At 73.8% G+C, this 13246-nt stretch carries 3 protein-coding genes; all 3 read right to left on the bottom strand.

Features of this window, described 5'->3' with window-relative positions:
• A partial coding sequence (locus tag GA0070215_RS27390) for a type I polyketide synthase (RefSeq protein WP_141708274.1) occupies positions 1-4424 on the bottom strand: 4424 nt, incomplete at its 3' end.
• Between the two features lie 325 nt (positions 4425-4749).
• Positions 4750-5610, bottom strand: coding sequence for a metallophosphoesterase family protein (locus GA0070215_RS27385; RefSeq protein ID WP_091051678.1), 861 nt, complete (start codon positions 5608-5610; stop codon positions 4750-4752).
• Positions 5611-5854: 244 nt separating this feature from the next.
• On the bottom strand, positions 5855-13246 hold a 7392-nt coding region (locus tag GA0070215_RS29610; RefSeq protein ID WP_141708273.1), incomplete at its 5' end, for a type I polyketide synthase.

The raw sequence follows: 13246 nt of genomic DNA, 5'->3' as shown, positions 1-13246 counted from the left end.
GGGCCGACCTCGACCACGACACCCGCACCCTCGCTGCCCATCACGGCCGCCGGATCCGGGTACATGCCCAGGCCGATCAGCACGTCCCGGAAGTTCACGCCGGCCGCGCGCACCGCGACGCGCACCTGGTCCTCGCCCAGCTCCGCGGGCGTGGCCGGCACCGGCGCGATCCCGTCCAGGGTGCCGCCGGTGACGGGGGCGAGGTGCCACGGCCCGGGCGGCGGGGCCAGCTCGTCGCGCACCGGCCGCACCAGCCTCGGCGCGAGGGTGCGCTCGCCGCGCACCGCGAGCTGGCCGCCGGAGACCGACGGCTCGACGGCGGCCCCGGCCAGCACGGCGAGGGTCGCGGGGGTCAGTTCGCCCTCGACGTCGGCGAGGACGATCCGTCCCGGGTGCTCGGACTGCGCCGAGCGCAGCAGGCCCCAGACGGCGGCGGCAGCCAGGTCGGTGACCCGGTCGTCGTCCCCGGCGGCCACCGCGCCCCGGGTCACCACCACGAGCTTCGTGTCGGCCAGCGGCTCGGCGGCGAGCCAGGACCGCAGCACGTCCAGCACACCGCTGGTGACCGCCCGCACGGCCTCCGGCACGGCGACGCCGGTAACACCGGCGGGCACCGTCAGCAGCACCTGCCGGGCCGTGACCCCGGCCGCCGCCAGGGTCGCCACGTCCGCGAAGACCGGCACCTCCGGCAGCGCGTCCGGTGCCGGCCGGCCCAGCACCGCCCACCCCGGAAGGTCGTCGACGCTGTCGATCTGCTCGGCCTGCCAGGTCACCTCGTACAGCGACCGGGCGGCGGCGCCCCGGGTCGCCGTCGCGGTCGTCTCCCGCAGCACCAGCGAGTCCACCGACACCACCGGCGCGCCCGAGCCGTCACAGGCGATCAGCCGCACCCCGGAGCCGTCCCGGGTCAGCCGCACCCGCAGCGTCCGGGCGCCGCAGGCGTGCACCTGCACGCCCTCGAACGCGAACGGCACGCGCGGCCCGCCCGTGGCCTCGGCCTCGAGCAGCAGCGCCACCGGGTGCAGCGCGGCGTCCAGCAGCGCCGGGTGCACCCCGAACGCACCCGCCTCGCCGGCCGCCCCGTCCGGCAGCGCCACCTCGGCGTACGCCTCACCGTCGGCCGTCCAGGCCCGCCGTACGCCCTGGAACACCGGCCCGTACGACAGGCCGTGCTCGGCCAGCGCCGGATACCAGCCGGTCAGGTCCACCTCGGTCGCGCTCGCCGGCGGCCACTCGCCGAGTCCCGGCTCGCCGGCCGACACCGGTTCGAGCAGGCCGTCGGCGTGCCGCATCCAGTCGGTGTCGTCGTCATCCTCGGCCTGGGAGTACACGGACACCGTCCGCGCGGCGCCGTCGTCAGCCGCGCCGACGCGCACCTGCACGCGTACCGCTCCGGGCTCGGGCAGCACCAGCGGCGCCGCCACGGTCAGCTCCCGTACCCGCGACGCGCCCACCTCGTCGCCGGCACGGATCGCCAGCTCCACCAGGGCGGTGCCCGGCACCACCACGTTGCCGCCGACCACGTGGTCGGCCAGCCACGGGTGCGTCGACGTCGACAGCCGGCCGGTCAGCACCACCTCGTCGTCGCCGGCGAGCCGGACCGCCGCGCCGAGCAGCGGGTGCCCCGCGACACCGAGGCCGGCGCCCGACACATCGCCGACCCGCCACGGCAGCGCCTCGGGCCAGAACCGCTCCCGCTGGAAGGCGTACGTGGGCAGGCCGACCCGGGCGGCGCCGGTGTCGGCGAACCACTCCTGCCAGGACACCGGCAACCCGTGCACGTGCAGCTCGGCGAGGGCGTGCAGCAGCGCCTGCGCCTCGGGCCGGTCCCGGCGCTGGGCCGCGACGGCGAGCACGTCGTCGTCGAGCAGCACGTCTGTCGTCATCGCGGTCAGTACGCTCTGCGGGCCGATCTCCAGGAAGGTGTCGACCCCGGCGTCGCGCAGCGCGGCGAGCCCGTCGGCGTAGCGAACCGCCTCGCGGACGTGCCGTACCCAGTAGTCGGCGGTGCGGATCTCGTCGGCGTCGGCGAGCGCACCGGTCAGGTTCGACACGATCGGCAGCGCGGGGGCGGCGAGGTCCAGCCGCTCGACGATGCCGCGGAAACGCTCCAGCACCGGCTCCATCAGCGGGCTGTGGAACGCGTGACTGACCGCCAACCGGCGGGTACGCACACCCCGGTCGCGCCAGACCCGCTCCACCTCGTCGAGGGCGTCGACGGCGCCGGAGACCACGACGGAGGTCGGGCCGTTGACGGCCGCGATGCCGACCCGGTCGGTCAGCCCGGCGATCGACTCCGTCACGCCCGCCTCGTCGGCGGCCACGGCGAGCATGCCGCCGCCGTCGGGCAGCGACTGCATGAGCCGGCCCCGCGCCGCCACCAGCAGGCAGGCGTCCTGGAGCGACAGCACCCCGGCCACGTGCGCGGCGGCGATCTCACCGATCGAGTGCCCGCCCACGAAGTCCGGCACCACGCCGAACGACTCCACGAGGCGGAACAGCGCCACCTCGACGGCGAAGAGCCCGGCCTGGGTGAACGCGGTCTGGTCCAGCAGCTCCGCCTCGGCGGAGCCCTCCGGCGCGAACAGCACCTCCTTGAGCGGGCGCGGCAGCACCCGGTCGAGATGCCCGCACGCCTCGTCGAGGGCGGCGGCGAAGACGGGGAATTCGGCGTACAGCTCGCGGCCCATGCCGGTGCGTTGCGCGCCCTGGCCGGGGAAGAGCACCGCCAGCGGACCCCGGTCCCCGGCCTGGCCGGCGACCACGGTGCCCGACGGCTCGCCCGCCGCCAGGGATCGCAGGCCCGCCAGCAGAGCCGTGCGGTCCCCGGCGAGCACCACCGCGCGCCGGTCGAGCGTCGACCGGGACACCACCGACGACCAGGCCACATCGAGCGGGCGCGGCTCCTCGTCGTCGCTGAGCCAACGGGCCAGCCGGTCCGCCTGCGCGGCTAGCGCGGCCGGCTGCGCGGCGGAGAGCAGCATGGGCACGACGGCGGGACGGCGGGACCAGGTGGCGTGGTCGCCGGCCGGGTCGGGGGCCGGCGCCTGCTCCAGGATCAGGTGGGCGTTCGTGCCGCTCATGCCGAAGGACGACACGCCGGCCCTGCGGACGTGCTCACCGCCGGCCCACGGGCGCGCCTCGTCGAGCAGGGCCACCGCGCCGGTCGACCAGTCGACGTGCGGTGAGGGCCGGTCCACGTGCAGGGTGGGCGGCAGCACGCCGTGCCGCATCGCCATCACCATCTTGATGACGCCGCCGGCGCCGGCCGCGGCCTGTGGGTGGCCGATGTTCGACTTCAGCGAGCCCAGCCACAGCGGGCGGTCGGCGGCGCGGCCCTGCCCGTACGTGGCCAGCAGCGCCTGCGCCTCGATCGGGTCGCCTAGCCGGGTGCCCGTGCCGTGCGCCTCGACGGCGTCCACGTCGGACGGGCTGAGCCGGGCGTTCTCCAGCGCCTGCCGGATCACCCGCTGCTGCGCGGGGCCGTTGGGGGCGGTCAGCCCGCTGCTGGCGCCGTCCTGGTTGACGGCGCTGCCCCGGATCACCGCCAGGACGGGGTGCCCGTTGCGCCGGGCGTCGGAGAGCTTCTCGACGAGCAGCATGGCGACGCCCTCGGACCAGCCGGTCCCGTCGGCGTCCGCGGAGAACGCCTTGCACCGCCCGTCGGAGGCGAGCCCCCGCTGGCGGGAGAACTCGACGAAGGCACCCGGCGTGGCCAGCACTGTGACGCCGCCGGCGACGGCGAGGGAGCACTCGCCGTCGCGCAGGGCCTGGCCGGCGAGGTGCAGGGCGACCAGCGACGAGGAGCATGCGGTGTCGATGGTGACGGCCGGCCCCTCCAGCCCGAACGAGTACGCCAGCCGGCCGGACATGACGCTCGCGGCGGTGCCGGTGAGGACGTAGCCCTCCGTGCCCTCGGGCAGTTGCCGCAGCACGGACGTGTAGTCCTGCCCCGCTGTGCCGACGAACACCCCGGTACGGCTGCCCCGTACCGACGCGGCGTCGATGCCGGCCCGCTCGAAGACCTCCCAGGTCACCTCGAGCAGGAGTCGCTGCTGCGGGTCCATGGCCAGCGCCTCGCGCGGCGAGATCCCGAACAGGGTCGGGTCGAACAGGCCGGCGTCGCGCAGGAAGCCGCCCCGGTTGCTGTACGTGGTGCCGGGGTGGTCGGGGTCGGGGTCGTAGAGCCGGTCGAGGTCCCAGCCCCGGTCGTCGGGGAACGTGCCGGTGGCGTCCACCCCGCCGGCGACGAGGTCCCAGAGGTCCTCCGGTGAGGCGACGCCGCCGGGGAAGCGGCAGGCCATGCCGACGATCGCGATCGGCTCGGCGTCCTCGTCCTCCAGCTCGGTCAGGCGGCGACGCGCCAGGCGGAGCTCGGAGGTCACCCACTTCAGGTGTTCGAGGAGCTTGTCTTCGTCCGCCATGACCCACCCGCCCAGAGCTTGCTATCGATCGGAATCTGCCGATTCGTTGACCACACCACCGCCGACGGCCGGTCTCGTGCACAGGTGGGCGGAGACGCGGCCGTTCGGGCTCACGGACCCCACACCTGTTCCTGATTCCGGTTGTCGTGCCTGCTCAGGCGCCCACCACGCCGGACCGGTCCGCCGACACATGCCCGCCACCGTGACTGGACGGTACTGAGCGCCAAACGCCCGCCCAACCCCTAGAGAACCCCTGATCGACCGGTCCGCGAGCGGCGTCGCGGCAGGCCCGGCGGGCGGTGGTGACCAGCGCCGCGAGGGCCGCTCAGGCGGGCTGTCCGGCGGCCGACGGCAGGATGCGGCGCAGTCGGCCGGGAGGCGTCGAGCGGCGGCGCCACTCCCGTGGGTAGCCGACCGAGACCTCTTCGAACCGGACCCCGTCGTACCAGGTGGTGCGCGGGATGTGCAGGTGGCCGTAGACGGCGACGCGGGCGTCGAAGCGGACGTGCCAGTCGGCCGTGGCCTCGGTGCCGCACCACTGGGCGAACTCCGGGTACCGCAGGATCCGGGTGGGCTCGCGCACGAGCGGGAAGTGGTTGACCAGGACGGTGGGCAGCCCGCCGCGCTCGGCGGTGAGCCGGCGCTCCGTCAGGGCCAGCCGCGCCCGGCACCAGGCGTCCCGCGTCGGGTACGGGTCCGGATGAAGCAGGATCTCGTCGGTGCAGACCACGCCGACCTCGTGGGCCCGCGCCAGGGCCTGCTCCTTCGTGTACGTCCCCGGTGGCCGGAAGGTGTAGTCGTAGAGCAGGAACAGCGGCGCGATCAGGACCGGGTCGTCGCCCCGCGGATCCCAGACGGGGTACGGGTCCTCCGGGGTGATGACCCCGAGCCCCCGGCACAGTTGCACCAGGTGCTGGTAGCGCGCGTCTCCCCGCAGCTGGATCGGGTCCTCGCGGGGAGTCCACAGCTCGTGGTTGCCGGGAGCCCAGATGACCTTGGCGAAACGGCGGCTGAGGAGTCCCAGCGCCCACTGGATGTCGCCGACGAACTCCCCGACGTCGCCGGCGACGACGAGCCAGTCGCCGTCGCGCTCCGGCCGCAGCCGCTCGACGATGGCCTTGTTCTCCGCGTGCACCACGTGCAGGTCGCTGATGGCGAACAGTTGGGGCAAGCCGGATCCGGCCATGCGGACCTCCCGTCCATCCGGGGTACCGCACGCACCCACATCCGTACCGATCGCCACCGGTGGGCAGGGCGATACGGCCTGGCGGGCTCCGACCCTACGGAGCCGGATCCGCACCGGCACACCCCTAGACAGGCTTCGTGGACCCCTAAGGCGGGCACGCCTGCCCGACGGCGCCGGTCAGGCGTCCGGCACCGTCGGGTGTTCCTTTTCCCGGCCCGTCCCGCCCCGGGTCGGGCAGGTCCGCTCAGGACTTGCCGAACTCCCGCTGGATGATGTCGAAGAGCTCGTCCCGGCTGGCCGACTCCAACTCCTCTGCGGCGGCCGGCGCCGGTGCGGTGGCGGCGGGTCGGTCCCGCCACCGGGTGAGCAGGTCCTCCAGCCGACCGACGACCGCGTCGTCGACCTGGTCGCCCGGCAGCCCGCCGAGGAGCTTGTCGAGGCGTTCGATCTCGGCCACGATCGGCAACGCCGGCTGCTCGGGCGCCAACTGGGCCCGCAGGTGACCGGCGAGCGCGTTCGGGGTGGGATGGTCGAAGACGAGGGTGGCGGGCAGCCCGATGCCCGTTGCGGCGGTCAGCCGGTTGCGCAGCTCGACTGCGGTGAGCGAGTCGAAGCCCAGTTCGAGGAAGCCGCGGGCGGGCCTGATCCCGCTCGGCGTGGCGTGTCCCAGCACCGCCGCGGCGGTGCCGCGGACCAGGTCGAGCAGGATGCGGTCGCGCTCCGACCCGGAGGCGGCGGCGAGCCGCTCGCGCAGCGCCGACGCGGCGCCGCGGTCCTCGCCCTTGGGTGCCTCCTCGGCCTGTGCGGGCTGCGCTTCGGGGATGTCGGTGAACAGACACGACGGACGCAACGCCGTGAACGACGGCACAAACCGATCCCACCGCACATCCGCCACCACCACCTGCCCCTCACCACCATCCAACGCCCGCTGCAACGCCACCACCGCCAACTCCGGATCCATCCCCGGCAAACCACGCCGACTCAACTGCTCCCCCGCCACCCCCACCGCCATACCCGCCTCAGCCCACGGCCCCCACGCCACCGACGTCCCCACCAACCCACGCCCACGCCGCGACACCACCAACCCATCCACAAACGCATTCCCCGCCGCATACCCCACCTGACCCGCAGAACCCCACACCCCCGCAATCGACGAAAACACCACAAACGCATCCAAATCCAAACCAGCAGTCAACTCATCCAACACCACCGCACCACCAACCTTCGCCCGCAACACCTCCTCCACCTCACCCACACCCACCTCACCCAACGGCGTCAACTGCGCCACACCAGCCGCATGCACCACCGCCCGCAACCGCTCACCCCGACCCACCAAATCCCCCAACAACCCCGCCACCGCACCACGATCCGCCACATCACAACCCACCACCGACACCCGCACACCCAAACCCTCCAACCGCCCCACCAACTCCCCCACACCCGGCGCACCACCACCACGCCGACTCACCAACACCACATGCTCCGCACCCACACCCACCGCCCACAACGCCACCCGCGCACCCAACGCCCCCGTACCACCCGTCACCAACACCGTCCCCGACAACCGAAAACCACCACCCACACCCACACCCGCCGGACAACCCGCACGCACCAACCGCCGCACAAACACACCCGACGACCGCAACGCCACCTGATCCTCAACCCCCGACGACAACACCCCACACAACCAACCCCACACACCCCCACCCAACACACCCGGCAAATCCACCAAACCACCCCACCGCAACGGCACCTCCAAACCCACCGCCCGACCCAAACCCCACACCGCACCACCGTCCAGGTCGGTCAGAGGCTCGGAGTCGTCCACGGAGACGGCACCGCTGGTCAGCCACCACAACCGACCCTCGACCTCGGTGACTGCAAGCGCCTGCGCGACCGCCAGTGCCTCGACGACACCGGCGCCGGCCAGCGACATCAGCGAGATCATCCCGGCGACCGGTCCTGCGGCCGCCGAGGCGGCGGACAGCCGACGGGCGATCCCGTCCCGGTCCAGCTCGTCCAGCACCACGGGGATCATCTCGGCGCCCCGCTCCGCCAGCCCGGCCAGCAACGGGTGGTCCTCCTGGCCGGGGACCATCAGCACCAGCCAGGAGCCGGTCAGGTTCTCGTTCCCGGTCACGTCCTGGCGCCGCCACACCACGCGGTAGCGCCAGGAGTCCACCGTCGACCGCTGCTGCGCGGCCCGCCGCCACTGCGCGAGCTTGGGCAGGACCGCGCTGAACGGTTCGTCCGCGCCGACACCCAGCTCGCCGCCGACCAGGTCGGGGTCGCCGGACTCCACGGCCGCCCAGAACCGCCCGTCGAGAGCTTCGCCGTGCCCGTCCCGGCGGGCCGCGGGCGCCGCCTCGGGCCAGTACCAGGTGTGGTCGAAGGCGTACGTGGGCAGGTCGACCACGCCCGGCCGGGCGCCGGCCTGACCGTGGTACGCAGTCCAGTCGACCGGCACACCCGCCACCCACAACTGCCCCAGCGCCGCCGTCACCGCGGCGACCTCCGACTGGTCCCGCCGCGACGCCGGAACCCGCCGCACCCCCGCATCCGCGACGATCTCCGCCACCATCGCCGTCAACGTCGCATCCGGACCCACCTCCAGGAAGGTGTCCACCCCCAACGCCCGCAACGCCACCACACCGTCGGCGAAGCGCACCGGCTGCCGCACGTGCCGCACCCAGTACTCCGGATCCACCAGCTCCAACGGGTCCGCCACGGCACCCGTCACGTTCGACACCACCCCGACGCGCGGCACCCGCCAGTCGAGCCCCGCCACCACCGACCGGAACTCCTCCAGCATCGGCTCCATCAACCGCGAGTGGAACGCGTGACTGACCGCGAGCTCCTTCACCCGCCAACCCCGCTCACGGGCGGTCGCCTCCACCGAGGCCACCTCATCGGCCGCGCCCGAGACGACCACCGACGCGGGGCCGTTGACCGCCGCGATGTCCACGGCCGCGCCCGACGCGCCAAGCAGCTCGGCGACAGCCTCCTCCGACGCGCCGACGGCCGCCATCACGCCACCGGCCGGCAACGCCTGCATCAACCGACCCCGCGCCGCCACCAACGTGCACGCATCCCCCAGGGACAACATCCCCGACACGTACGCCGCCGTCACCTCACCGATGGAGTGACCCGCCAGGTAGTCGGCCCGTACGCCCCACGACGCGAGCAACTCCCACAACGCCACCTCGACCGCGAACAACCCCGCCTGCGCGAACACGGTCTGATCCAACAGAGCAGCAGCTCCCGAACCCGCCTCCGCGAACACCACCTCGCGCAGCGCACGCGGCAACAAGCCGTCGAAACGCGCGCACACCTCGTCGAACGACGCCGCGAACACCGGGAACGTGTCATACAGCTCCCGGCCCATCCCGGCGCGCTGCGAGCCCTGACCCGTGAACAACACCGCCCGACGACCCGCCGACACCACACCCGACACCGCCGACCCGCCCTCGGCCACCGCCGACAGGCCGGCAACCAGCTCGTCCCCCGACGAGCCCCACACCACCGCCCGATGCTCCAACGCCGCCCGGGTCGTCGCCAACGACCACGACACATCCGCCGGCGACAGGGACCCGGACCGCACGAACGACGCCAACCGCCCCGCCTGACCCGCCAGGCCCCGCTCGGAGCGAGCCGACACCACCCACGGCACCGGCAGACCGACGGACGCGCCCTGCTGATCTCCATCCCGTTCGCGGCGACCGGCGTCGGCAGACGCGGGAACCGGCAGCCCGTCCGCCGATCCGCCCCGGTCGGTCTCGCCGCGCTGCTGCGCACCCGAGAGGTGGACGGACTCCGCCGCCAACTCTGGCTGCTCGATGATCACGTGCGCGTTCGTCCCCGAAATACCGAACGACGACACACCCGCCCGCCGCACACGCCCCACACCCGGCCACTCACGCGAGGCCGTCACCAGCTCCACCGCACCCGACGACCAATCAACATGCGACGAAGGAGCATCCACATGCAACGACGCGGGGACGACACCCGCCCGCATTGCCAAGACCATCTTGATCACACCCGCCACCCCCGCAGCAGCCTGCGTATGACCGATGTTCGACTTCACCGACCCCAGCAACAACGGCACATCCCGACCCTGCCCATACGTCGCCAACAACGCCTGCGCCTCGATCGGATCACCCAACGACGTACCCGTACCGTGCGCCTCCACCACATCCACATCAGCCACACCCAACCGCGCGTTCGCCAACGCCTGCCGAATCACCCGCTGCTGCGACGGACCATTCGGCGCCGTCAAACCATTCGACGCACCATCCTGATTCACCGCCGAACCCCGCACCACCGCCAGAACCCGACGACCCGCACGCCGCGCATCCGACAACCGCTGCACGACGAGGACGCCGACGCCCTCGCCCCACGCGGTGCCGTCCGCCGACTCGGCGAAGGCCTTGCAGCGGCCGTCGGCCGACAGCCCGCCCTGGCGGGAGAACTCGATGAAGGCGCCCGGGGTGGCCATCACCGTGACGCCGCCGGCCAGCGCGAGGTCGCACTCCCCCGACCGCAGCGCCTGCGCCGCCAGGTGCAACGCCACGAGCGACGATGAACACGCCGTGTCCACAGTCACCGCCGGACCCTCGAACCCGAACGAGTACGCCACCCGACCCGACAACACGCTCGCGGAGGCACCTGTCGCGCCGTACCCGGCGAGGGGCTCCCCGGCCTCGCGTACGACGGTCTCGTAGTCCTGGCCGTTGGTGCCGGCGAACACCCCGACGCGGCTGCCGCGCAGCGCGAGGGGTTCGATCCGGGCGTCCTCGAACGCCTCCCAGGAGACCTCGAGCAGCAGTCGCTGCTGCGGGTCCATGGCGAGGGCCTCGCGCGGCGAGATGCCGAAGAACTCCGCGTCGAAGCCACCCGCGTCGGCCAGGAAGGCTCCGCGCGAGACGTAGGAGTCGGCGCCGGCCAGCGACTCCAGGTCCCAGTGCCGGTTGGTCGGGAAGTCCGACATCGCGTCGGCGCCGGCGGTGAGCAGCTCCCAGAGGCCCTCCGGGGACTCGGCTCCGGCGGGGAAACGGCAGCCCATGCCGACGACGACGATCGGGTCGTCGCCCACGACGGGGCCGGTGACGGTGGTGGGGGCGGGAAGGGCCTGCCCGCCCAGCAGTTCGGCGTGGATGTGCCCGGCCAGGGCGGCGGAGTTCGGGTAGTCGAAGGCGAGCGTGCTCGGCAACGCGAGGCCGGTCGCCGCGTCGAGCCGGTTGCGCAGTTCGACGGCTGCCAGCGAGGTGAAGCCGAGGTCCTGGAACGCCCGGTCCGGCGCCACCCGCTCGACGGACTCGTGGCCGAGCACGGCGGCGACCTCGGCGCGTACCAGGTCGCCGAGGACGCGTAGCTGCTCCGCGCCGGGCAGCCCCGACAGGCGCAGACGCAGGTCGGCCGCCAGTGCGGGGACGTCGGCGGTCACTGCCGCGCCGGCCTCGGCCAGCAGGTCGCGGACCAGCGGGTGGGCGCGCCCGGAACCGGCGGCGGCCACTCGGGCCCAGTCGATGTCGGCCACGACGAGGTACGTCTCGTCGCGGTCCAGCGCCCGGCTGAAGGCGCGCACGGCCGTCTCCGGCGCCATCGCGCCGAAACCGGTACGGCTGAGCCGCTGCTCGAAGTCGCCCGCGCTCACCCCGCCGTCGGCCCACAGGCCCCAGGCGAGCGAGGTGCCCGGCAGCCCCTCGGCGCGGCGGCGCTGCGCCAGGGCGTCGAGGAACGCGTTGCCGGGCGCGTACGTGGCCTGGCCGGCGGCGCCCATGAGCCCGGCGAGGGAGGAGAAGAGGACGAAAGCGGAGAGGTCCGCGTTCCGGGTCAGCTCGTCCAGGTTGCGCGCGGCGTCGACCTTCGCCCGCAGGGCGGTGGCCAGCTGGTCGACACTCACGGCGTCGACGACGTTGTCGTCGAGGGCGGCGGCGGTGTGCACGACCGCGCTCAGCGGAAGCTCGGCGGGGATCGAGTCGAGCAGCGCCGCGAGCGCGTCCCGGTCGGCCACGTCGCAGGACGCGAGGGTGACGCGGCTGCCGAGCGCGGTGAGTTCGTCGGCGAGGGCGGTCGCCCCCGGTGCCTCGCTGCCCCGCCTGCTGACCAGCAGGAGGTGTTCGGTGCCTTCGGCTGCCAGTGCGCGGGCGACGTGCCCGCCGAGGGCCCCGGTGCCACCGGTGATCAGCACCGTGCCGCACGGCGTCCAGGAGCCACGCGGGCCGCTGTCCCCGTACGCCGCCCGGACGAGCCGGCGCGCGTGGGCGCCGTTGCGGCGCAGGGCGATCTCGTCCTCCCCGCCGGTGCCGGCGACCAGCGTCCGGAGCATGCGTACGGCGTTCTGGTCGGGCTGCTCGGGCAGGTCGACGAGCCCGCCCCACCGCTGCGGATGCTCGGCCCGCAGCACGCTGCCGAAGCCCCACGCCATCGCCTGTACGGGATCGACGTGCCGGTCCCGGGATCCGACGGAGACCGCGCCGCGGGTGGCGATCCAGAGCCGGGCGGTGATCCCGGCGTCGCCGAGCGCCTGCGCGAGCGCGACGGTGCCGGCGAGGCCGGCCGGCACCGAGCCGGTCCTGGCGTACCGACGGTTGTCGAGGGCCAGGAGGGAGAGCACGGTCAGCGGCTCCCCGCCGCGGCCGGTCGACGCCTCGGCGAGGTCGTGGGCGAGCCGCTTGCGGTCGCAGGTGGCGTCGACCTCGATTATCCGCCCGTCGGCGGCGCCGAGGGCGGTCGCCCAGTTCGTCAGGGCCGCGTCGGCGTCAGCCGGTACGACGAGCAGGAAGTCGGTCGCCTCGGCGCGGGCGGCGGCGTCCGTGAACGGCTGCCAGGCCACCCGGTAGCGCCAGGAATCGAGGGCGGCCTCGGCGTCTCGGCGCCGCCGCCAGGTGGACAGCGCCGGGAGGACGTCGGCGAGCGGCGCGTCGGCGTCGACAGCCAGGCTCTCGGCGAGGGTCGTGAGGTCCTCCGCCTCGATCGCGCGCCAGAAGTCCTCGTCGGCGGCGGTACGCCGGGCTGCGGGGGGACGGTAGGAGCGCGTCGCCGCGTTGATCCAGTAGCGCCGGTGGTCGAAGGCGTACGTGGGCAGATCGACCACCCGCCCCGCACCGGCCTGGCCGTGGTACGCCGCCCAGTCCACCGGCACACCCGCCACCCACAACCGCCCCAGCGCCGACGTCAACACGCCGACCTCCGGCTGATCCCGCCGCGACACCGCGACACACCGCACCCCGGCATCACCGACGATCTCCGCCACCGTCGCCGTCAACGTCGCATCCGGACCAACCTCCAGGAAGGTGTCCACCCCCTGTGCCCGCAACGCCGCCACACCGTCGGCGAACCGCACCGGCTGGCGTACATGCCGCACCCAGTAGCCCGGATCGGTCAGCTCCGCCGCGTCCGCGACCGCACCGGTCACGTTCGACACCACCGGCACCCGCGGCGGCTGCCAGTCCAGCCCCGCCACCACCGACCCGAACTCCTCCAACATCGGATCCATCAACCGCGAATGGAACCCATGACTCACCGCCAACTCCTTGACCCGCCAACCCCGCTCACGGCAGGCCCCCACCACCACCGCAACCTCACCGACGGCACCCGACACCACCACCGACGCCGGACCATTCACCGCCGCCAC

This window comes from Micromonospora marina (assembly GCF_900091565.1).
Taxonomy (GTDB): domain Bacteria; phylum Actinomycetota; class Actinomycetes; order Mycobacteriales; family Micromonosporaceae; genus Micromonospora; species Micromonospora marina.
This window is presented reverse-complemented; position numbering and strand designations above follow the sequence as displayed.

Excerpts from the sequence above, each read along its gene's own strand:
- GA0070215_RS27385 (WP_091051678.1), bottom strand. The coding sequence starts at position 5,610 with ATGGCCGGATCCGGCTTGCCCCAACTGTTCGCCATCAGCGACCTGCAC.